Raw genomic sequence first — 22,641 nt, 5'->3', positions numbered from 1 at the left:
TTGGGATACGCCGGTTTGCCTGTTAGTTTGTCAAAAATATTTTGACAAAGGAGGCGGCTGCCAATGGTCAGCCTGGACCGATTCGACACCTTCAAGGCCGTGGTCGAGGCCGGCTCGCTCACCGCCGCCGCCGACCGGCTGGGCCAGACCCGCGCCGTGGTCAGCTTCAACCTCAAGCGCCTTGAGGCAGAACTGGGCGTGACCCTGTTAACCCGCAACACCCGCCAATTGGCGTTGACGGATGCCGGCGAGCGCTTTTACCTGCGTTGCACGCGCATGCTGGAAGAAGCCCGGCTGGCAGTGGAAGAAGCCCGCTCTGAACATGCCCAACTCAAAGGCACCTTACGCATCACCACCACGGTGGAGTACGCGCTGGCGGTGGTTGCCCCGGCGGTCGAAGCTTTCCGTCGTCTGCACCCGGACTTGAACATTCACTTATCCACATCCTCCACCCATGCCGACTTGATCTCCGAGCGCTTTGACGTGGCGATTCGGCTGGGGCGGCTGCTCGACTCCAATCACCGGGCAGTGCAGCTGTCGACCTTTGAGGTATTTGCCGTAGCCGCGCCGAAGTTTGCCCTGGTGCAAACCCTGGATGCGTTGGAGCGCGTGCCCAAGCTGGGCCATGGCCGCCTGACGGAGCTGAGCCTGACTGACCCGGCCGGCGGCGAGCATCAATACCGTTCCGGCCCTGCTGCGCTGGTGGCCGACAGTGCATCGGTTCTCCAGGCCTTCGCCGTGCGTGGGCATGGTGTGGCGGTGTTGCCGCAATGGTTGGTGCAGGGCGATCTGGACGCCGGGCGGTTGGTGCGCTTACTGGCGGATCATCGGTTTGCCCCGCAAGGCATTTATGCCATGTACCCGGATACACGGCATTTGCCGCTGAAGGTGCGGGCGTTTATTGATTTTATGAAGGGCTAGAGTGAGCCCGATAGTCCAAAGCGCTTCTTCAGGACTTTCTCCAGCAATCCCTTGGGCAACAACGCCGCCATCAACGGCAACGCCCGGCTGCCATTGCCCGCACGCAACATCCGGGGCGGTGTTGGTTGTTGCACAGCCTTAAGCACTTGAGCTGCAAACTGCTCGGCCGAAGTCGGGTTGCCCTGCGAGGCCTGGGAGCGTGCACGAATGCCTTCGCGCAAGGGCCACCAGGGCGATTGTTCGTTGATCAGCAGTTCGGCCTGGGCGCCGGCGTTTTTCGCGAAGCTTGTGTTGATGGCTCCCGGCTGTACTTCCAGCACGCGCACGCCAAATGGCGCCAGTTCCATACGCAATGCATCGCTCAAGGCATGCACCGCCGCTTTCGAGGCGCAGTACGCACCGGCAAACGGCGTGACCAGCACACCCGAAACGCTGCCGATATTCACCACCAAACCTTTACTGCGCCGCAGCGCGGGAAACAGCGCCTGGGTGACGCCGACGATGGAAAATACATTGGTCTCGAACTGGCGCTGCATGGCTTCAGTGCCGCCGTCGAGCAGCGGGCCCATGGCTCCGTAGCCGGCATTGTTGATCAACACATCCAGTTCACCGAGTTGTTCGGCCAGGCGCTGCAAGGCCGCGCTGTCGTTGACGTCCAGCAGCACGGCATTGAAGCCGGCAGCCGCGAGGCTGGCGACGTCTGCTTCGCGACGGGCGCTGGCCCACACGTCGAAGCCGGCGGATTTGAAGGCGTCAGCCAGGGCGCGGCCAATGCCACTGGAGCAACCGGTGATGAGTACGTTGGGCATGGATCAATCCTTTGTCAGTCCGAGAAACTGCCTTGCAGGTGCTCGGCGCGAAATTCCAGGGTTTGCGGGCGGTAGCCGGGGCGCAGGGGCGGCGTGGGCAAACAGTCGTCCCAGGTGGCGCCGGCCTGTAATTCGCCGGGGCCGCGATAGCGCGGGGCAGCATAAACGTTATCGGCCAGGTTCACCGTGTCGCCCGGCGCATAGGCCGCGAGGCGCCAGCGCAACTCGGTGAGCGGCACGTTGTTGCCGTTGATCAGCAGCAGTTTCAACGGGCGGTCGGCCGGGCATTCCTGCGGCGCGTAGCTGATGCGCAGTTCCAGGCGCGCCAGTTGTGACGCTTCGCGGCTGTCCAGCCACACCACCCAGATGGCGACGCAACCCAGGCCGACGGCGGCGGCCAGCGACACCGGCAAGGCTTTGGCGGGGTAGCGCAGCAGCAGGATCAGCCAGGTGATGATCAGGAGAACGCCGAAGAACATGGAGACCACCTCGAATAGGGAGCGAGCATCCTAACTTAAGCGTAGGTGGGATTGGGTAGCTTGAGATAAGTGTTGATCGGGCGGGCGCCATCGCAGGCAAGCCAGCTCCCACAGTTGGAATGCGTTCCACTGTGGGAGCTGGCTTGCCTGCGAAGACTTACTTACTGAGCAGAAGAATCCGCCTGCAAGCCTTCGATGGAAGCCTCAACCAATGCCAAGCCGGTTTCGGCTAATTGCAGGCTGGCCCAATTCAGGTAGCTCTGGTGTTCGGTGCACAGGTCTTGAGCTGCCAAGGTGAGCACGCGCGCGGTGCCTAAAACATAGCTGGCATGTTCCAGTGCATGTTCGATGGGAATGCCGGGTTGTACGCAAAAAAGAGGTTCTTCACTGCGGTCGCTGGGGCCGAAGGGGGTGGGGCGGGTGGTTTGTTTGGACATGGTGGATCTCCTGATGAAAATGGGATCCTATGAGTTTGCGAGGCCGTCAAACCTCATCACGAATGAGTCGTGACAGGCGCGAGGATAGGCAGGAAGGGGGCAGGGGTCAATGCTGGCGGGGTGCTTTCGGACGCCATCGCAGGCAAGCCAGCTCCCACAGTTGGACCGGGTACAACCTTGGAATGCAGTCGAATGTTGTCGATCGTTCCCACGCTCTGCGTGGGAATGCATCCCGTGACGCTCTGCGTCACCCATGCACCGGGCGTGAATCGGAACGCGGAGCGTCCCAGGCGGCATTCCCACGCGGAGCGTGGGAACGAGCAGCCCCCACCCAGCCCACTGCGGATAGGGGACGCAGCGGGCTGGATGAGGGCTTCTTGTACGACCGTGTTACTGCGCGATAGTTTTCACCGACACGCCACGTTCAACCGGGGTGGAGCGCCCGTAGATATCTTCAAAGCGTTCGATATCGTCTTCGCCCAGGTAGCTGCCCGATTGCACTTCAATAATCTCCAGCGGGATCTTGCCCGGGTTGCGCAGGCGGTGCACCGAGGCGATCGGGATGTAGGTGGACTGGTTCTCGCAGAGCAGGAACACGTTTTCGTCACAGGTGACTTCAGCGGTGCCGCTGACCACGATCCAGTGTTCGGCGCGGTGGTGGTGCATCTGCAGCGACAGGCACGCGCCCGGCTTGACCGAGATGTGCTTGACCTGGAAGCGCCCACCCATGTCCACCGAGTCGTAGGAGCCCCACGGGCGGTAGACTTCGCAGTGGTTCTGGGTTTCGCTGCGGCCTTGCTCGTTGAGGGTGTTGACCATCTGCTTGACGCCCTGGACCTTGTCCTTGTGGGCAATCATCATCGCGTCCTTGGTTTCCACCACCACGATGTTGTCCAGGCCGATCACTGACACCAGTTTGCCGTTGCCATGCACCATGCAGTTGCGGCTGTCCTGGATCACCACATCGCCTTTGCTGACGTTGCCGTTGGCGTCTTTGTCATTGACCGCCCACAACGAGGCCCAGCAACCCACGTCGCTCCAGCCGGCACTCAGCGGCACCACGCAGGCGCGCTGGGTTTTTTCCATCACCGCGTAGTCGATGGAATTGTCCGGGCAGCAGGCGAAGGTAGCTTCGTCGAAGGTTACGGTGTCGGCATCCTGTTCGCTGCGCTCCAGGGTCAGCACGCAGGTGTCGTAGATGTCCGGGTCGTGTTTTTTCAGCTCTTCGAGGAAGCGGCTGGCGCGGAACAGGAACATGCCGCTGTTCCAGAAGTAACCGCCGCTTTTGACGAACTCGACGGCGCGTTTTTCATCGGGTTTTTCCACGAACTGTTGCACGCGGCTGACGCCTTCGGGCAGCAGCGAATCGTTGCTGGACTTGATGTAGCCGTAACCGGTTTCCGGACGGGTTGCCGGAACGCCGAACAGCACCATCTCGCCACGCTCGGCCGCTACGGTGGCCAGGGCCAGGGCGCGTTGCAGGGCTTTCTGGTCGTCGATCACGTGGTCGGCGGGTAGCACCAGCATCAGCTCGTCGCGGCCTTCGTTGACCAGCATCATCGCAGTCAGGGCCACGGCCGGCGCGGTGTTGCGGCCGAAGGGTTCCATCAGCACGCGTTGGCATTCGAGCTTGCGGGCGCTGAGTTGCTCGTTGACGATAAAGCGGTGGTCCTTGTTGCAGACCACGATCGGCGCGTCCATGCCTTCGAACACCAGGCGCTCCAGGGTTTGCTGGAACAGCGTGTGCTCGCCGGTCAGGGCCAGGAATTGCTTGGGGAACTGTTTGCGGGAAAGCGGCCAAAGACGTGAGCCGCTACCACCGGAAAGGATTACTGGGATCATGGGTGTTTCTCCTTGAATCGATTTGGGTCAGAGCTACGAAGGTTTGTCGTTTCACTCTTGTTTTTGTCTCGGTCCTGAGTCGAAACGCGCACAGTGTGGGAGCTGGCTTGCCTGCGATGGCGCCTTCAAGACCGCCATCGCAGGCAAGCCAGCTCCCACAAGGGGCGTGTCAACTCAGGGAAATCATCAGCGGGTCGACACGGGGCGCTTGACCCACACTGGCGAAATGCTCGAACCCGAGCCGGTCACATACAGCACCGCCGCTTCACCCCGTTCCAAAGCCACCGGCTTCACATCGCCGACTTTCTTGTCACCGTCGTACAACGCCAGGCTCACTTTCACCGGGTTGATTTCGCGCTCGCCACGGCCTTTGGCGGCCACCGACTTGACCACGTCGGTCTTGCCGTCGGCAGTTTTCAAGGTCAGGGCCTTGTCGCTGAGGTTCTGCACACGCACCAGGGATTTTTGCTTGTTCTTGAACGGCGGCTCTTCGATCAGCTGCGGCTGGCCGCTGCCGCTGTTAACCAGGGTGTAGTAGTGATCGGCCGCGAGCTTGACCGGTACGGTCTGGCTGCCGACCTTGGCGCTGTAGTCGCCGCCCGGCATGAAGCTGAAGTCACTGCTGGCCAGCGGCGCAACATCGCTCAAATTGGTCGCGCCGACAGTAGCGCTGACTTCCTGGTTCGATGCGTTGTAGATCCGCACGAAGCTGGAGCCTTTTGGTGCCGTCGGGCCGTACAGGGCGGCGTCGCCCCCGGCGAAGGCAGACATCGATACGAAGCTCATGCCGGCTGCGATAGCCAGGGTTTTAGCGAGACGACGAGGAGTTGTAGTGAAAGTCATGTGAGTTACCTCTCTTTCAGTTTTGCGCCCGGTCGGGCGTCTCGGATTTTTTGAAGGTGTTGATTGCCATGTTCTGTTGGCGCGAACCGGCTTGTTTAAGCTGCGCAACCCACTGCGGGTCGGCATCACCGATTTCGTTGTTGACGGGCAGATAACGTTCCGGAAACTCCCAGATCAGCACTTGGGGCGGGCTGTTCTTGAAGTCATCGCTTTTCAGGTAGCTGAGCATCGGCAGGATCGGGCCGTGGCCGTCTTCGGAGTAGTTGATGACGTCGCTGTGCAAGGCTTGTTTGAGGGCGCCGACGAAGTTCCAGTTGGGGTTGGCGCTGTAGCTGGTGCCCACCAGGGCCACAGGGGTTTCGCTGTCGCTGAACAGGTCGTCGTCGCCTTTGTTTTGCGCCAGGTGCGTGACGCGTTTTTGCAGCGGCTCTTTAGGCGGCATCAGGTTTTCGAACAGCGGGTCCAGCGGCAGGAACAGGCGCAGGTCACCTTTGTGCGGTTCGGTTTTTTCGGCTTCGGTGACAAAGCGCTGTGGCTCACCGCTCAGCGGCGTCTTGTCGGCAATGGTCTTGGCCAACTGTTTGGCAGCGATTTCCGCACCGTCCGGGGTCCAGTGGGTGTCGGTGCGCAGGAATACTTGCGTGCCGCCCAGCTTGGCCTGTTGCAGCGGGCCAAGCAGGTCAGGGGCAATGATCTTGTCGGCCGCCACACGGGCGTGGAAGTCCTCATACAGATTGGCGTGGATGCTCGCCGGTTTCACTTCACCCAGGTGTTCCGGGTACAGGCGCACCTTGGCCGGCACGATCGCCATCACCAGTTGGATGCCCTGGGCCTTGAGCTTTTGGCGCACGCCTTCGACCAGCGCGTAGTTGCCTTGCAGGTTCTGGTCTTCGTTGACGATGGGGTTGAATTCCTCGTCGCTGTACAACCAGTGGTCGCGGCCCAGCACCACGCCGGGGCGGCCTTCATTGAACAGCTTGTAGTCCAGCGCCGCCCAGAGGTTGGTGCCCAGGCGTTTGATCGGGAACTCATCGTCGTAGTGGGTCTCGACGGCCTTGGTCCAGCGGCCGTTGAGCACGGTGGCGTCGGCGTTGGTGCTGAAACCGAAGAAGCTGCGCGTCGACCAGGCGCCCAAGGCCAGCAGCACCAGCAGGAACAGCGTGATATAGAGGACGCGAAATGAACGGGTCATGGTCGGCTCCCTCAGAATTGGAAGTAAAGGAACGGCGAGAAACTCTGCGCCGACAGTTTCAGAATCGAGGCCACGAACAGCAGCAGCACCGCAGCGCGCATCGCGTAGCGTGGCCAGTCAGCGGTCCAGTAGGCCGGTTGTACGGCGGCGTCCTGGCCGACGGTGAAACCTGGCTGGCGAATGCTGTCCGGGTTGTCGCCAGGCACGGCCTTGATCAGGCTCGGGTCGGCAGGCTTGGCTTTCTCGGCAGGGCGGTTGGTGTAGAAGTCGCGCAGGCCAAAGAACGCCAATGTTGCGTAGGCCACCACCAGGGTTGCCACTTGCAGGCCAGTGAGGCTGGCGCGGTTGAGTTCCGACAGCGACCACTCGCCAAAGCTGAACATCGCACCGTACATACGGCCTGCGACGTGCAGGTTCTCCGAGCGGAAGATTACCCAGCCCATCACCACCAGCAGGAAGGTGAAGGCCCAGCGCACCACGTTGAAACTTCGTGGCGCGGTATTCAGGCCGATGGCTTTTTCAATCGCCAGCCACATGCCGTGCCAGGCGCCCCACACGATGTAGGTAATGTTCGCACCGTGCCACAGACCGCCGAGCAGCATGGTCAGGAACAGGTTGCGGTAGGTGGTCAGCGTACCTTTACGGTTGCCGCCCAAGGTGATGTACAGGTAGTCACGCAGCCAGGTGGACAGGCTGATGTGCCAGCGGCGCCAGAACTCGGTGATCGACTGGCTGATGTACGGCTGCTTGAAGTTTTCCATAAAGCGGAAACCCATCATCAAGCCCAGGCCGATGGCCATGTCGCTGTAGCCGGAGAAGTCGAAGTACAGCTGCGCGGTGTAGGCCAGCGCGCCCAGCCAGGCATCGCCCGTGGTGGGGTTTTGCAGGGCGAAGCAGTGGTCGGCCACCACCGCCAGGGTGTCGGCGATGAAGACCTTTTTGATGAAACCCTGCATGAACCGCGTGCAGCCCTCGGAGAACTTGTCGAGGGTGTGGGTGCGGTTGTTGAACTGGTCGGCCAGGTCGCGAAAGCGCAACACCGGGCCGGCAATCAGGTGCGGGAAGATCGCCACGAACGCCGCAAAATCGATGAGGTTGCGGGTTGCCGGGGTGTCGCCACGGTACACGTCGATGATGTAGCTGATGGACTCGAAGATGTAGAACGAGATGCCAATCGGCAACAGCACGTGGGTGAGGATAAACGGCTCCAGGCCCGCCGACTTCATCATCACATTGATGCTGTCGACGCCGAAGTTGGCGTATTTGAAGTAGCCGAGGATGCACAGGTCGACAGCCACGCCGAGCAACAGCCAGCGCTGCGCCGGTTTGGTGCGCACGCCGGCGGCACCGACCTTGAGGCCGATCCAGTAATTCCACAGCGTCACGGCGGCGAACAGCGCCAGGAAGTCCACTCGCCACCAGGCGTAGAACACGTAGCTGGCAATCAGCAGCAGCAGATTGCGATAGCGTTGCCCGCTCAAGTAGTACAAGCCGAGAAAGATCGGCAAGAACAGAAACAGGAACACATTGGACGAGAAAACCATCCCGATCTCTCCATGTTTAACCAACAGTCAAGGGCCAGAGCCCCCCCAAACCCCCCATCGAAATGGGCAGGCTGTGTGATCGTTCCCACGCTCTGCGTGGGAATGCCTCACTGGACGCTCTGCGTCCGCTTTTGGGACGCGGAGCGTCCCTGGCTGCATTCCCACGCGGAGCGTGAGAACGATCAGCTGTGTATCAGCTGCCTTTGTTACCTTTTTCGTGCGTCGGGTCGTAGACCTTGGTCAGGTCACCGCCGAGGCGGAACGTCTTGAACGGCTGCATGCCGTGCTTGCGCTCGATCACCTCCGGCGCACAGGTGTAGAGGGTGCAGAAGGGCTCAAGCCAGGCAAATTTCATGTCTTCCTTGAGATCCTTCATGTCCTGCTCTTTGCCGTTCTTCTGCTCGAAGATGTCCGGGTCTTTCACCCCGGCCAGCACCTTGTCGCCCAGGCGTTTGAGCGCGCCGTTGTTTTCCTGGCGCAGGTCCACACCGTTGACCAGGGCAAAGCTGGCGATCATCGACAGCGGCGGCAGCGCGTAGTTGTGGTACGCCAGGGCGCGTTGCTGGCGCTTCAGTTCGTTGGGCAAGAAGCCCTGGGCGTCCACCTGGTTGGCGCCGACCTTGTATTCCTTCACCGCCCAATCAAACAGGTCGCGACGGTTGGTGGCGATGGACGTTGCCATCACCGACCACGCGGCCCAGTAGGAGTGGTTGTTGGTTTTATCCAGGGGCAGGTTGTCCCAGTCGCTGACGACTTGATCGGCGAGCTTGTTGAACCAGGCCTCGATCAATTGCGATTCCTGCTGATGGTTGGCCAGCGGGTGCGAGTCGGAGAACTTCAGGCGCACATAGGCTGACGCCATGCTGCCCAGCGCCCATTTGCGCATGGACTTGCCGGTGTGGTTGAAGTCCTTGGACATCAACGCATCCGCCTTGGCCCAGCTCGTAAGCCAGTTGAGTGTGCATTCCAGCTGCTCCGGGCGGCCGTCGCGCATAAACTGCATCACGCGTTTGCTGGTGTCTTTTTCCAGCTTGGTGATGTCGGCAGTGCTGTCGCGAAAGGCTTTTTCCGATTGCACATTCAGGGTGGCGCGGGCCTTGTCCGAGCCTTCGTACTTGCTGCGAAATTGCAGCGAGCCGGTGTACGGCGCCGGCATGGCGTCGCAGTCATTCTTGAAGTCGCCGGTCTTGAACGCTTCCACCGGGGCGAAATAGCCCTGGGGTGGACGCAGTGGTGCGGCGGCGTTGACTGTACCGGCGAACATCGCCAGGCCCAGCAGCGTTGGAATCAATAATTTCTGCATAAGTAACCTCACTTCCCAAGCTGGGCGGTCTGTTGACCGCTCGCCGGGAACACGTTGCGTGTGCAAATTTTCGCTTCGACTTTCTGCGCGGCAGTGCCCGCTTCGGGGCCTTGCACTTCCACGGCCAGCAAGTTCTGCGAGGCCCAGTCTTCATCGGTGCGCAGTTCAAAGGCGAAACGCCCGTCTGTATCGGATGTTTCGGGTTTCTCGATCTTGATGTCCTCGTGGCGCCCGTTCATATACCAGAGGGTGGCTTGCAGGGTTTTCACCGACGGGTCGGCGAAGCGGATATCGACCTGATGGTTGGCGTTGCGCAGGTCTTTGTTCGAGCTGTTGACCATCAACTCGTTCTTGCCGGGTTTGAGCGTGGTGCTGGCGCTCATTTGCGCAGGCTTGCCTTCGCAGCCGTTGTCGAGCAGCGCCATCATCTGGCGGTAGATGGTTTCCTGGTCGAGGCGGTACAACGGCGAGAATTCCCAGATAAGGATTTTCGGCGGCGTCTTCTGGAACTCGTCGCTGCCCAGGTACTGGATCATCGAGCCTTCCAGGCCGCCGCCAGGGAAGGCAACGTTGAGGATGTCGGCACCGATTTCCTGTTCCAGGAAGCCGGCGAAGTTGTAGTTCTTGCCGCTGTGGCTGGTGCCCACCAGGGTGATCTGCGGGTTACCCGAATCGCCGAACAAGTCACCGTCACTGGCTTCGCCTTTAGGCTCGGTGGTGAATTGGTCCATGTACTGGATCGCGTAGCTGGTGCCGCACAGTTGCCCGGCCATGTTGTGCAGGGTGCCGGTCTTGCCCATGCGCCCGGAGCGTTTGGTTTCGAACTCGCGCTTGGGAATATCGGCAAATTCGGGCATCGCACGCACTTTGGCGCCGACGATTTTTGCCGTGCGTTGGGCGCCATATGGCGTCCAATGCTGGTCACCACGGAAGTAGAAATCGTGGGCCGGCAGTTCATCGGGCAACTGTTCGTTGGTCAGCGGCGACAGGTCCGGCACCACATAACCCATCTTGGCAAAGCGGCCGAGCATGGTTTTGTAATTGCCCAGCGCCTTGTCGAAATCGAACGCGGCTTTTTCCTCGGGGTTGAGCTTGTTGCGGTTCACCAGGCCTCGGGTCGGCTGATAGACCACCACCAGTTCCACGCCCTTGGCCTTGAACGCATCGTGCAGTTGCTGCATGCGTTTGTAGCCGGCGGGGCTGGTGTCGAATTCGGTGCGCAAATCTTCCTGGGTACGGAACAGCCAGTCGCCCTGGGCTTGCACCAGGGTGGTGAAGTTCTGCTGGTAACGCGTGGTGTAGTTTTTTGCGTCATGGGCGGCCGGGCACAGGCTGCAGCACGGTTCGGCGGTAAAGGTCGGCGCCTTGATCTCGTCGGCGCGCACGCCCTGGCTGGCCGCCAGCAGGCCGAGGGTCAGACCCGAGAGGCTCAGCAGTTTGATCATGTGTGGGTGCATAAGGGTCATCCTCAGTCCTGCATTTGGGTCTGGCGTTCGACAGGGTCGATCAGCACGGCTTTCTGCTGGCGCACCAGCAGGTCGAGAATCTCTTCCTGGCGATCGCCCAGCACGCCGGCAAAGCTGATGCCGCTGGATTTGGTCGGCGCCAGCATCGATACGCGGTACAGCTCGATGCTCAATGGCGAATCAATCGACAGCGGCCCGCTGCCGTTGCCGGCCAGCTCGCCGCCGACCACGATCAGCGAGACCTTCGCGTCAAACGGGTCGAGGGCGATGTCGCGGTCGGTGTCGGTCAAATCCTTGATGTGCCCGTACACGCCGGTCAGCCCGTTGGCCATGGCGGAGTTCTCGTACAGGCGAATGTTCACGCTGTTACGCACGCGGATGCCGTGGCGACGGTTGGCGATGACCTTGTTGCCCCACAACAGGTTGTCGCCGCTCTCATAGAGGGTGATGCCGTCGGTGTGGTTGCGGTAGATCTCGTTGTCGGCGATCAGGTTGTTGACGCTGTTACGGTCGATCACCAGGCCCGAGAGCTTGTTGTCGTAGCTGCGGTTGTTGAAGATGAAGCTGTCGTTGACCTCACGGGAAATGATGATCCCGTGCTTCTTCTTGGTGCCGTAGACGGTGTTGTCGGCAATGATCAGGCCGTGGGAACGGTCGTGCGGGTCGATGCCGTAGACGATGTTGTCTTTGTAGGTGTTGCCCTTGATCACAAACCCCGTGGTCTCGTAGCAATAGAAGCCGTACCACATGTCCGAAAACTCGGAATCGATGATCCAGCCGGTCGGTTCCGCACGCTTGAGCACCTTGGCCATGTTCGGCGTGTACTGGGAAATACTCACGCCGTACGACTTACTGTTGGCGTAGCCAAAGCTGGCCATCTTGGTCTTGGAGATGTAGGTTTCGGTGCCGCCCCAGGCCAGCAGGAACGGGCGGAACTCCTTGGGCGACTTGAACAGCGCCGGGCCGTTGGTCTTTTCGTCCCAGCCGGTGATTTTGGTGTCACGTACAAACAGCTGGCCGTCGTTGATCAGGAACGAACCGGCTTGCTGGGACAGGCGCAGCTCCTGAGTCTTTTTGTCGATGTCGAGGATGCCTTTGCGCCCGACCACAATCGGCAGCTTGGCCAAAAACACGCCCGGCGAGGTTTCGCTGAGGTACTGCTTGGGCACTTTGCCGAGCAGGTCCTTGAGGTTCATGTAGCCGTCGTCGACAAAGATCGCCTGGGGAATGCCGTGCTGGCGCACCACCCATTCGGCCATCTTGTTATCGCCACCGATAAAGTCCTTGAGCGCGTCTTCCTGCATCATGCGGCGGATGCTGACTTTGCCCGGCTTGCTGCGCACGATCTTCTTTTCCATCGCCGCCGCGGTGTAGCCAGTCAGGTCGGGCAGCGCAGGCTTGGGCAGTTCCAGCGGCGCGGTCGGCGGGCTGGAAATGGTGTAGGTCTTGGCCTGTTGCAGTTCCTTGGCGATGGTCGGCGCCTTGGCCGCCGTATCGGCAAAGGCTGTGGCGCTGGCCATCAGCATTGCCGCGACGAGTAGGCTTTGAGCATTCATTGCGCAGGCTCCCATCAGAATTTCCAGATCACGTCGACAAACGCGCGGTGCATGTACGAGTCGACCTGGCTGCCGTAGGCGTCACCCGGCTTGAACACGCCTGCACGAAAGCGCACCAGCGCCGACGGCTCGTCGATTGACTGGCTGAGGGCGGCCGGCAACAGGCCCTTTTTGAAGTACTTGGTGACCACCAGGTCCATCTCCTGACCCAGGTCTTTTTTGCCGTCTTCCAGCGGTAACGAGGTGCTGGACAGGATCGCGCCGGTCACGTCGTCGGTGTTGTTCTGCACCGCATCGATGCCGTTGCTGCCCACCGGCTTGTTGCCGTCGACGCGCCAGAATTTGTGATAGACCAGGCTTGCGTCGTAGTCCTCGCGCAGCTGCCAGGAACCGAACAGGCTCATGGACTGCATGTTGTTCATCTCGCCGCGAAACGCTTCGCCAAAGCGATGCACGCGTGACTGGGTGCCGGTCCAGTTCGAACGGTTGCTTTGCAGGCCGTTCTGCTCGTACTCGGCGCTGGCACGGGAATAAGCCGCACCGACTTGCCACTGCGGGTCGAGGCGCAGGCGCACACCGATATCAGTGGCCCAGCCATTCACGTCGTCGCTGCGCTTGGCCTGGGTTGGGCGGGTGCCGTCGGCGTTGAGGGCGTTGACCGTGTCGCGGTTGCCTTTCATGCCGGTGACGCTGGCCCAGTAGTTAACCGTATTGGTGTTGCGCCAGTTGTAGGCATCGCTGTTGGCTTCGATTCCGAGCCAGGTCAGGTCGCCGTTTTCACGCTTGTCCAACGAGTCGGTCGCTACGCCCGGTTCCGGGTAGTCGAGCTTACCGTTGTCATGGGTGTGGTGGGCGCGCAAGCCGATCCACTGGCCTGGGGTCCACTGGTAGGCGGCGTCGGCGTAGAGGTGCTGGCGGTCCTTGTCCTTGGGCGACAGCTCCTTGAGGTCGGTGCGGTATTCGCTGAAGCGTTCGGCAACGCCGACATTGGCCTTGAGCAGGGTGGTATCGAAGGTCCAGTTCAGCGCTTCGATATTGGTGTCGCGCCATTGGCCGTCGTCATTGCGCAGGCGTTGGCGACCCAGCTTGAGCAGCTCGCCCGGGTAAGGCGTGAAACCGCTGTAGCCGACCCAGAACTCGCGCATGGCCAGGTAGTTTTTCTTGGACTTGCGGTCGTTGTTGCTGGTTTGCTGATTTTCGTCATCGGCCGATTGTTGCAGGGGGTCGGTCTCGATGATGTCACTCGACACGACCGCCTGCCCCATGGCGTAGGCGCTCCACGCGCCGCTTTCGCCGTAGACCCACGGGCGCAGGTCGAGGCCGATGCCGTTGACGTTGCCGCCTTTTTGCGTGCCGAGGTCTCGGTCATCTTCGGACTGTGCGGTGGCTTTGACTTCCAGGCCGAAGTTCTTGGCTTCGGTCAGCGCAGCCAGGGTCGGGCACGACCACAGCAGGGCGAAGGTCAGGCCGATACCGGCCTTGACGAATGGGTTGAGCTTCATAGGGATTCCTCGCCGTCTTCTTCTTGCAGGGCGTGCAGTTGCAGCGTGCTCTGGGCCAGGGTGCCGCGCGTAGCCAGTTCCTGTTGCACCAGGCGTTGGCCTTCGGCGCGTTGCTCTGGCGTGAGCGGGCCTTCGAGCTGCGTGGCCAGGTCATTGGCCTCTGGCGTGTCCTGGGCTTTGGCCAGTTGGCTGAAGACATAGGCGTTCAATGGGTCGGGCTTGGTGCCCTTGCCCTGGGAAAACAATTGCGCGATGGCGAAGTCGGCGCTGTTCTGGCCGTTGCGCGCAGCGGTCAGCAAGTGGTCGAGGGCTTTTTGCGAGTAGACCTTGCCCAGGTAGCCACGGCGATAGATCTGGCCGAGGTAGTAATCGGCGGCGACTTCACGGCCCACGGCTTTTTCGAAATGCGCTTCGGCAGCCTTGGCATCGGCCGGCACCCACTTGCCTTCGTAGTAGAGCTTGCCCAGCAACAGCTCGGCGCGCGGCTGGTCGGCGGCGCGGCCGTTGTCCAGGTACTTCATCATCTGGTCGACGTCGCCCAGTTCGGGGAAGTCGTAGAGCAGTTGCGCCAGGCTGACCCAGGAGGCCGGGTAGCCGGGGGCGATTTTTTCCAGCAGGGCCTGGGCGGTTTTTTCGTCCGGCTGGCCGAGTGTCGCATCACCCAAGACGCGGGCTACGCTGTCGACACGCTGGGCGGTGACGGTGCCACGGGCGTAGCCGGCTTCGAGCTGCTTGAGCAGTTCGGCCTGTTTTTCCGGCTCGGCTTTTTTCTGGTAGACCGTGGCCAGTTCGACGTAGCAGATATCGGTGGTGTTCAGCGCCGCCTTGCAGATGCGCTCCACATCATCCAGGTGCTGGTCGTAGGTGCCCTGGGTGCGGTATAGCAGCACTTGGGCCAGGCCGGCTTCCGGATAACCCGCCGCTTGCCATTTGCTGATCTGCTGCTGGGCGTTCACGTTGGGGAAGCTGTGCGGGTATTGCAGGTACAGCATCGCCAGCGGGATCAGGGTGTTGCCTTCGCCATTGGCAAAGGCTTTTTTCAACAGGCCTTCGGCTTCGTGCTGTTCGGCTTCGGTAGCGCCGGGTTTGGCCACCAGCAGGCGGCCCAGACGTGCCTGGGCACGCGGCGACGTATCGGCGGCCGCGCGGTAAGTGGCCTCGGCCTGGCGGATTTGCTCGGGATCGCGGGTGGTGATCTGGATGTCAGCGAGGCCGACTTGGGCTTCGCTGTAGCCCAGGTCTGCCAACTGCTGGTAGTTCTGCTGGGCGGTGACGGTGTCGCCACGCTTCAACGCTTCGTTGGCCAGGCGTTGGTCGGGCAGGCCGGCGCAACCGGCCAGAGAGACTGCCAGTGCCAATGTGCAGAATGCAGAGGCGAAGTGCGACCCGCTCTGTGTGGGAGCTGGCTTGCCTGCGATGCGGGCAACTCGGTCTTTCAGGTGCACCGAGTCGATCCCATCGCGGGCAAGCCCGACTCCCACAGTGCTCTGTGTTGTGCTTGAAATAGGGTTCACAGGCATGTCCTCCGCTTACAGACCGTGAGCCATGGCTTTATCGATCAGCCAGTTCAGCGAAGGGCCGCGGTCGCTGGTGACTTCCACTGGGCGGCCGGCATAGGTGCTGTCCAGCGGTGCATCCGGCTTGATCTGCACGCGAATGTCGGAGGACAAGTCGGCGCTGTTCAGGCTGGTGCTGCTGACGATGGTGCCGGTGCGCAGCTGTTCTTCGTCGGCGACCTGGAAGCTCACCTGTGTACCTGGGCGTACGTCAGCGAACTGGCGATAGGTAAAGCGCGCTTCCACATTGGCCTGGCTGCCGCGTGGCACCAGCTGGAAGATCACATCGCCCTTGCTGGCGTATTGGCCGTCGGCGACCAATTGCTGGGCGACCACGCAATCGCACGGCGAGGTCAGGGTGCCGGTCATTTGCTTGCCGAACAGCTCTTCAACCTTGGCCGGTTGCAGCTGGTCTTCGTCCAGATGGCCCTTGAGCACATCGAGCATGCTGGTGCTGAACGTCGCCAGTGGCGCGCCTTTGGCTGCAACCGCGTCGCCTTTGAGCAGGCTCTGCACAGTGCCGTCGCGCGGCATGGTCACGTTCATGCCGGGCACGCTGACAAGGCCGGCCTGGGCGTGGCTGACGAAGTACATGCCGTACACCGACTTGAACACAAAACCGAACGCGGCGAGGCCGACAATGAAGATCCCGGCGCTGAACACCACCGCGCGCAAGCGACCGAACGCGGTCATGCCGCTGCCGCCGTCCTTGACCTTGCGCGCCTTGGTGAAGTTGTCGCGTTGCAGGGTGGCCAGCACGTCGCCCATGGTCACGATGTCGCCGGACAGGTGCGAAGTGATCAGATGGCGCAGGGTGGAAATATCCTGGGCGTCGAGGTTCTGGAACTGGCAACCGGTGCGGCCGCTCTGGCGGTCGTAGGAGCGAATCTGCAGCTCTACATCCATCGCCAGACCGAGGTTATCGATCACGAACTGCAGGCGGCCCTTGTGCACTTCACCGACGGTCAGCGGCTGAGTGGCGGTGAACGCCAGGCCACCGGCGGACAGGTCGATCACCCGTGCTTCGGTCTGGGTGCGGTCGGTGTTGAAGAAACGCAGCTTGGCCGGGATTTTGACCCGGGCATGTTGGCGCTGGGCTTCGGATTCGTGGACAACGTTGGCGTTTACTGGGCTGTTCATATGTTCGATTTCCTAGTTAATTCAGGCTTGGCTGGGTCAGACCATCATCAGCAACACGGCGACGAAAATGCTGCCGGCGGAGAAGGTCATGGTCCGAGACGACCAGGTGTTGAACCAACGTTGAAAGCTGGCCAAATCGCGGGTCAGTTTGGTGTCCTGGCGGGTCCAGGACTGTTGATCAAGGCGGAAGAACACGTAGATCTTCACCAGCGCGCCCATGATCTGGTTGTAATACAGAATCACCGGGTAGGCCGGGCCGATCTTGTGGCCGGAGCACGACAGCAGCAGGGTCAGGATCAGGCGGGTGATGCCGATCCACAGCAGGTACGCGAGGATGAACGCGCCGCCGTATTTGAAGGTGGCGATGATCGCCACGGTCAGGCCGAGCAGGGAGGTCCACATCGATACGCGCTGGTCGAACAACACGATGCTGGTGAACAGGCCCAGCCGACGCATTCCCAGGCCCAGGGCGCGGGAGTTCTGGCGCAGGTTGTTGCCGTACCAGCGGAACATCAGCTTGCGGCTGGCCTTGATAAAGCTCTTTTCCGGTGGGTGTTCCACGGTGTGGATCGCGGCGTCCGGCACGTAGAAGGTGTCGTAGCCCAGGCGCATCAGGCTGAACCAGCTCGACTTGTCGTCACCGGTCAAAAACTTGAAGCGGCCCAGGCGCCAGTGTTGCAGCGAGTCGCTTTCCACGTCGGCGATAAAGCCCGGGTCGGTGACCACGTTGGCACGGAACACCGACATGCGCCCGGTCATGGTCAGCACGCGCTTGGACAGGGCCATGGAGCACATGTTGATGTGGCGCTGGGCGAAGCGCAGCTTGTGCCATTCGCTCATGATATAGCCGCCGCGTACTTCGCAGAATTCGTTGGTGGTCAGGCCACCGACATTGCCGAACAGCTGGAACCACGGCACGGTCTTGCGCACTACGCCTTCGGCGAGCACGGTGTCGCCATCGATCACCGCCACCACGGCGCGGTCATCCGGCAGGTGGCGCGAGATAGCGCGGAAACCGAAGGCCAGGCCGTCGCGTTTGCCGGTGCCGGCGATGCGCACGAAGTCGAGCTTTACGCGCTCCGGCGGGTTCATGCGTTCCCACAGGCTTTTCACCAGCAGCTCATCGGACATTTCCACCAGCGAGCACACCACGGTGGTTGGGAAGCCGCACTCGATGGCTTCGCGAATCACCGAGCTGTAGACCTGCGCGGTGGTCAGCGCGTCGATACGGAAACTGGTGACCATCAGGAATACGTGGGACGGGTCGGCCGCCTTGCCCAGCTTGCGCACCTTGCGGCGCAAGTGCGGGTAGACCACGTACAGGAACAGCATGCCGCGAAAGAAATGCGTAGCACCCATCGAGTAGCGCCAGATGCCGACGGCGCCAATCAGGAAAATAAAATTTTTCGACTCGGAGTCGAACGTACTCGCCGGCAGCAGCAGGGCGAGGCCCATCAGCAGGCTGAGAAAGAACAGCCAGCCGGCGGATTGCAGTAGCACGTGTTTTAACTTGGACATGAGCGTCATCCGAAGGTGAAGAAGGCTCCGCACTGCACGTGCTGGGGATCAGGACACGTGCAGCGCGAAACTTGCCGTCGCTGTTACCAGCAAATGCCTTCGGTACGGCCACTGACACTGGTGGCCTGGGACATGAAGCCCACCAAGTCGATCACCTGTTTGCCGTGGGGAGCGTTGTGCGCCAGGGCACGGAATTTCTCGTCACGGTTGCCGAGGATGATCACATCGGAGTTGTTGATCACGTCGTCGAAGTCAGAGTTGAGCAGCGACGACACATGCGGGATCTTGCCTTCGATGTAGTCCTTGTTCGCGCCGTGGACACGGGCGTATTCGACGTTGCTGTCGTAGATGCTCAGGTCAAAGCCCTTGCCGATCAGCATTTCCGCGAGTTCCACCAGCGGGCTTTCGCGCAGGTCGTCGGTGCCGGCCTTGAAGCTCAGGCCCAGCAAGGCGACTTTGCGTTTGTCGTGGCCGGCGACGATATCGAAGGCGTTCTGCACCTGGGATTCGTTGCTGCGCATCAGCGAGTTGAGCAGCGGCGCTTCCACGTCCAGGGTGCTGGCGCGGTAGGTGAGGGCGCGCACGTCTTTGGGCAGACACGAACCGCCGAAGGCGAAACCTGGGCGCATGTAGTACTGGGACAGGTTGAGGGTCTTGTCCTGGCACACCACTTCCATCACTTCACGACCATCGACGCCGACAGCCTTGGCGATGTTGCCGATCTCGTTGGCGAACGTGACCTTGGTGGCGTGCCACACGTTGCAGGTGTACTTGATCATCTCGGCGACGGCGATGTCCTTGCGGATGATCGGTGCATCGAGTTCTTCGTACAGCGACTGCAGGACATCGCCGGAGGCTTTGTCGAATTCGCCGATAACGGTCATCGGCGGCAAGTCGTAGTCGGCGATGGCCGTGGATTCACGCAGGAACTCAGGGTTCACTGCAACGCCGAAGTCGACACCGGCTTTTTTGCCGGAGCAGTCTTCCAGAATCGGGATCACTACGTTGGCCACGGTGCCTGGCAGTACGGTACTGCGCACCACGATGGTGTGACGGGTGGTTTTGTCACGCAGGACAAAACCGATCTCGCGGCATACCGCTTCGATGTAGTTGAGTTCCAGGTCGCCGTTTTTCTTGCTCGGCGTGCCCACGCAAATCATCGACAGGTCGGTATCGCGGATGGCGTCGGCGAAGTTGGTCGTGCCGCGCAGTCGACCGTTTGCGATGCCTTGGCTCAACAGTTCGCCCAGACCCGGTTCAACGATCGGCGATTTACCCGCGTTGATCAGGTCGATCTTATCCTTGGAGATGTCTACGCCGACCACTTCGTGGCCACGGGCAGACAGGCAACCGGCACAGACTGCGCCAACGTAACCCAAACCAAATATGCTGATGCGCATCGCAATTACCTCTTTGTTTAATACAGGCCATTAGATGGCTGGAGTTCATGTTTGCAAGCGTCACTGATGCCGCGAAAGTTGGGCGAATAGACGCCGACTTACCGCGTGCAGGCATGTTTAATGACGAGTGACTAATAAGTGCACCCAAGGTGTGCGCAACGTGGCCTTGTTATTGGAGCTTGCCCTCAAATGCAGCCGGCCTTCCTGGGAGAAGGGCCTGGCGTCAGTGCCTCAGGGCCTTGATAGAGGCTGATAGCCTTTAAATATCAATGCCTTGGGTTCTCTCACTGACCCATTAGGGGAAGCTTGGCCTTGGCCTTATAGTGCGTGGCAATTCATCCTTGTCGCCGCTATCAACTAATCAATTGGCAATATGACTCCTGAGTCAAAGTTGAAATATGACAACTTCGCTACTTCCGTGGGTTGGTCATGTAAGTCATCTCTTACAGCAACAGAGAATTTCGTTACCGGTGGTATGAGCGGTGCTTGAGGGTGAAGTTCCTGGCCGCTCATCCTGTTTCCGGAAATTTCTTGAAATATTAGAAAAGATGGCACTGGTACTATATTGATAGCACTTGCTATTTGGGTGAGTGGTTATGGGGAGTTGAAGAGAGGGGATAGTTTTGTGCCACTAGTGTTTGAAAAAAGTGGTGCCACTACGAAAAAAAATGACGAATGTCGAGTGAAACATTCGTTAGGAATCTGCCTGCGGATTTTTTGACGTCAAACAAATGACTTTTCAGGCGTGGAATGCAGACAAAACTGTGGGAGCTGGCTCGCCTGCGATAGCGGTGGATCGGTCAGTATTTCTTTACCTGACACTCCGCCATCGCAGGCAAGCCAGCTCCCACAGTTCGAGTGCGGAGTGAGAGCGGGCCCTATTCCGGTGCGTGATCGCGCAGGAACACCAAATTATCCGGCTTGGACTGCTCCGCATTGAAGCGATAACCCTGCACGTCAAATGCTTTGAGCTTGGCAGGATCATTGATGCGCTCTTCGATCACAAAACGGCTCATCATGCCCCGCGCCTTTTTGGCGTAGAAGCTGATGATCTTGTACTGGCCGTTCTTCAGGTCCTTGAACTCGGTGTTGATGATGCGTGCGTTCAGGGCCGTGCGCTTGACCGCCGAGAAGTACTCGTTGGAGGCCAGGTTGAGCAGCACGTCGTCGCCTTGTTCGGCCAACGCTTCATTCAACCATTCGCTGATGCGCGTGCCCCAGAATGCGTAGAGGTCTTTGCCACGGGCGTTGGGCAGTTTGGTGCCCATCTCCAGGCGGTACGGCATCATCAGGTCCAGCGGGCGCAGCAGGCCGTAGAGGCCCGAGAGCATGCGCAGATGGTCCTGGGCGTAGCTGAAATCGGCATCGCTGAAGGTTTCGGCATTCAGGCCGGTATACACGTCGCCCTTGAATGCCAGCAGCGCCTGCTTGGCATTGGCCGGCGTGAAGGCCGGGGTCCAGCTGCCGAAACGGGCGGCGTTGAGGCCGCCGATTTTGTCGGAGACGTGCATCAACTCGCTGATTTGCGCCGGGCTCAGTTCGCGCAATTGTTCGATCAGTTCCTGGGAGTGGTCGAGGTATTGCGGTTGGGTAAAGCGCGGGGTGACCGGCTTTGACTCGAAGTCGAGGGTTTTGGCGGGGGAAATCACCATCAGCATGAAGTTGGCTCCTGTAATCGTGGCAGGGATTCTAGGGGGTTGAGTGGTTTGACTCCACCTATGATGGCGATAGGCACGATCCGCTATGATGGGCGGTAACTCTGGAGAGGGAGACCCTGCGTGCGCCTAGCACTTTTATTGTCAGCCTGCTTACTGTGCCTGAACGCCAACGCCGCGCCGGTGGATCTGGCCAGCCTGGACCGTGGCACCTGGCCCGAAAAGCTCAGCAGCCCGGCACTGTTCGATGTCGCCTCACGCGCCGAAATCCTGATGTTCTCCCATAGCCTGCTGGCCAGCGAAAACCAGGATGAGGCCGCCCTCAAACAACGCCTGGGCCTGAAGATCATCAACCTGGCCGCCATCGACGACCTGCGTCGCCAGCTTTGGCAGCGCTTGCTGGAAAACTACACGGCCGCCCAGCAAAGCTGCGAAGAGGACGCCTCGTTCTGCTACCTGGTGGAAAACATGGACGACCTGCGCGAGCAGGCCGGCAAGTTTCAGGTCAGTGATAACTCCTTCTATATAGGCTGGGCCGGGCCCAGCCATAACTTCCATGAACGCTACCTGGACGAACTGTTGCGCAAAGCCGCGCTGTTCCCGCAGATCAGCAGCGAAGTGCTGCGTTTTGGTGACCACGAACGCAATGGCGACGAGTTGAACGACCGGCTGTTCCTGCTGACCTTCGACGGCGGCCCGGCGCCGGTCAGCGGCAATACCGACTGGCTCACCGACTACCTGCGCAAGCAGAAGATGAACGCTATGTTCTTTGCCCTTGGCAGCAGCCTGCAAACCCGTGTGGAGCGCAGTTCCGCCAGTGACGTGCAGGCGTTGTACCAGGGCCAGTGCGTGGGCACCCAGGGTTGGCAATACCGGTCCCATAGCCATTGGGTCGAATGGCAAAGCTCGATTACGCGCAGCGCTGCGCTGGTGCAGAACCTGATGCCGGAAAACTATGTGCCGCTGTTTCGCCCGCCCTATGGCCAGCGCCGTGCCGACAGCCAGGGTTTCTTCCAGTCCCAGGGTTTGCAGGTGGCGTTGTGGGACATCGACTCCCAGGACGAACCGGGCAAACTCAAGGCCGATGAGTCGGCGCAACGGGTGCTGACGTTGATGCTGTTGTGGCGCAAGGGCGTGATCGTGTTTCACGACACCCAGGACAAGGCGCGGGTGGCATTGCCGATGTTATTGCAGGCAACGGCGCAAAGTGGCTTGGGGTGGCAGGACTGCCGGGAGGCATTTCGCTGAAGTGCCCGGCCCTGTTAGGGATGGGGGATTTCAGGGGTGATTTTGTGCGACATTTCGATGCAGGCGGACTTCCGACTTTAACGGGGTCACTGGCACTCGGCTAGTGCTATTCGTCATCCTGAAAAATAAACTTCAAAAAAACGTCAAAGTGCTTTTTCCTGTCATGGGTTTTGCGGTATTACGAAGTCAGATCGCCGAACCCTGCAACACAGGTGGCGTCTTCCAAGACT

18 protein-coding genes are annotated in these 22,641 nt (G+C 60.5%); 2 read left to right on the top strand and 16 right to left on the bottom strand.

The features are described from left to right. The first annotated feature begins 63 nt into the window (after positions 1-63). A complete protein-coding gene (locus ASE80_RS11145; RefSeq protein ID WP_056858958.1) occupies positions 64-921 on the top strand; it encodes a LysR family transcriptional regulator in 858 nt (285 codons plus the stop codon). Here the strand turns inward: ASE80_RS11145 and ASE80_RS11140 are convergent. The 16 genes from ASE80_RS11140 to yaaA all read right to left on the bottom strand — a co-directional run bounded on the left by ASE80_RS11140 (position 918) and on the right by yaaA (position 21,166). Next, positions 918-1,730: an SDR family oxidoreductase gene (locus ASE80_RS11140; RefSeq protein WP_056858957.1), complete on the bottom strand. Its 813-nt coding sequence runs from the start codon at positions 1,728-1,730 to the stop codon at positions 918-920. The genes ASE80_RS11145 and ASE80_RS11140 overlap by 4 nt on opposite strands. A gap of 14 nt (positions 1,731-1,744) precedes the next feature. Beyond that, positions 1,745-2,209, bottom strand: a complete 465-nt coding sequence (locus ASE80_RS11135) for a hypothetical protein (RefSeq protein ID WP_056858956.1) — start codon at positions 2,207-2,209, stop codon at positions 1,745-1,747. A 161-nt stretch (positions 2,210-2,370) separates the two neighbouring features. Then, complete coding sequence (locus ASE80_RS11130) at positions 2,371-2,646, bottom strand: DUF3077 domain-containing protein (protein ID WP_017138156.1); 276 nt, start codon at positions 2,644-2,646, stop codon at positions 2,371-2,373. Positions 2,647-3,036: 390 nt separating this feature from the next. After that, positions 3,037-4,488, bottom strand: coding sequence for a mannose-1-phosphate guanylyltransferase/mannose-6-phosphate isomerase (locus ASE80_RS11125; protein WP_056858955.1), 1,452 nt, complete (start codon positions 4,486-4,488; stop codon positions 3,037-3,039). Between the two features lie 186 nt (positions 4,489-4,674). Continuing rightward, complete coding sequence (locus tag ASE80_RS11120) at positions 4,675-5,331, bottom strand: alginate O-acetyltransferase AlgF (RefSeq protein ID WP_056858954.1); 657 nt, start codon at positions 5,329-5,331, stop codon at positions 4,675-4,677. Between the two features lie 16 nt (positions 5,332-5,347). After that, positions 5,348-6,523 (bottom strand): alginate O-acetyltransferase, encoded by a 1,176-nt coding sequence (locus ASE80_RS11115; RefSeq protein ID WP_056858953.1) that lies wholly within the window; start codon positions 6,521-6,523, stop codon positions 5,348-5,350. 11 nt (positions 6,524-6,534) lie between these two features. After that, complete coding sequence (locus ASE80_RS11110) at positions 6,535-8,067, bottom strand: MBOAT family O-acyltransferase (protein WP_056858952.1); 1,533 nt, start codon at positions 8,065-8,067, stop codon at positions 6,535-6,537. A 193-nt stretch (positions 8,068-8,260) separates the two neighbouring features. Then, complete coding sequence (locus tag ASE80_RS11105; protein ID WP_056858951.1) at positions 8,261-9,370, bottom strand: mannuronate-specific alginate lyase; 1,110 nt, start codon at positions 9,368-9,370, stop codon at positions 8,261-8,263. Positions 9,371-9,378: 8 nt separating this feature from the next. Beyond that, positions 9,379-10,827, bottom strand: a complete 1,449-nt coding sequence (locus ASE80_RS11100; protein ID WP_056859200.1) for an alginate O-acetyltransferase — start codon at positions 10,825-10,827, stop codon at positions 9,379-9,381. 11 nt (positions 10,828-10,838) lie between these two features. Further along, positions 10,839-12,407, bottom strand: coding sequence for a mannuronan 5-epimerase AlgG (gene algG / locus ASE80_RS11095; RefSeq protein WP_056858950.1), 1,569 nt, complete (start codon positions 12,405-12,407; stop codon positions 10,839-10,841). Beyond that, entirely contained in the window at positions 12,407-13,894 is a 1,488-nt protein-coding gene (locus ASE80_RS11090) for an alginate export family protein (protein ID WP_056858949.1), read from the bottom strand. Before ASE80_RS11090 ends, algG begins: the two co-directional genes overlap by 1 nt. Beyond that, on the bottom strand, positions 13,891-15,414 hold the full coding sequence (gene algK / locus ASE80_RS11085; protein WP_236708823.1) for an alginate biosynthesis TPR repeat lipoprotein AlgK: 1,524 nt from the start codon (positions 15,412-15,414) through the stop codon (positions 13,891-13,893). Before algK ends, ASE80_RS11090 begins: the two co-directional genes overlap by 4 nt. 9 nt (positions 15,415-15,423) lie before the next feature. Next, the gene (locus ASE80_RS11080) at positions 15,424-16,590 is read right to left on the bottom strand and encodes an alginate biosynthesis protein Alg44 (protein ID WP_056858948.1); all 1,167 of its coding nucleotides are present in this window, start codon (positions 16,588-16,590) and stop codon (positions 15,424-15,426) included. 36 nt (positions 16,591-16,626) lie between these two features. Further along, complete coding sequence (gene alg8 / locus ASE80_RS11075; protein WP_056858947.1) at positions 16,627-18,108, bottom strand: mannuronan synthase; 1,482 nt, start codon at positions 18,106-18,108, stop codon at positions 16,627-16,629. Positions 18,109-18,191: 83 nt separating this feature from the next. Continuing rightward, positions 18,192-19,508: a nucleotide sugar dehydrogenase gene (locus ASE80_RS11070; protein ID WP_056858946.1), complete on the bottom strand. Its 1,317-nt coding sequence runs from the start codon at positions 19,506-19,508 to the stop codon at positions 18,192-18,194. 878 nt (positions 19,509-20,386) lie between these two features. Beyond that, the gene (gene yaaA, locus ASE80_RS11065; protein WP_056858945.1) at positions 20,387-21,166 is read right to left on the bottom strand and encodes a peroxide stress protein YaaA; all 780 of its coding nucleotides are present in this window, start codon (positions 21,164-21,166) and stop codon (positions 20,387-20,389) included. 120 nt (positions 21,167-21,286) lie between these two features. Here yaaA and ASE80_RS11060 point away from each other — a divergent pair, with 120 nt between their 5' ends. Then, positions 21,287-22,411 (top strand): polysaccharide deacetylase family protein, encoded by a 1,125-nt coding sequence (locus ASE80_RS11060; RefSeq protein WP_056858944.1) that lies wholly within the window; start codon positions 21,287-21,289, stop codon positions 22,409-22,411. Positions 22,412-22,641: the final 230 nt, after the last annotated feature.

The organism is Pseudomonas sp. Leaf15 (genome assembly GCF_001421425.1).
Lineage (GTDB): Bacteria > Pseudomonadota > Gammaproteobacteria > Pseudomonadales > Pseudomonadaceae > Aquipseudomonas > Aquipseudomonas salomonii.
This window is presented reverse-complemented; position numbering and strand designations above follow the sequence as displayed.